Annotated in this window: 1 pseudogene; it reads right to left on the bottom strand. The window is 62.6% G+C overall.

The features are described 5' to 3' along the window. Positions 1–243 (bottom strand): annotated as a pseudogene (locus AC1RQI_RS17445) (hypothetical protein); the annotation flags it as partial.

Consider the following 243-nt stretch of genomic DNA (forward strand, 5'->3'; position numbering starts at 1 on the left):
TACGGCGTCTCGATCATCGGCAAGAGACGGGCCGCAACGTGCAGGTGAACGGCCCTTGCCACGACAGCACCTGTGGCCGCGACAACGGCGGATCCGGCCATATCGAGAGGAAAGTGAACGCCCACGTAGATTCGAGCCCAGGCCGTCGCAAGACCAGCGAGGACCAATGCCCATCCCCACCCGCGTTGTTCTCGCGTGACGAGAAGACCGAAGCCGAAGGTCCAAAGGAGTGTCGTGTGATCG

The sequence above is a fragment of the Salicola sp. AFF1 genome (assembly GCF_056783195.1).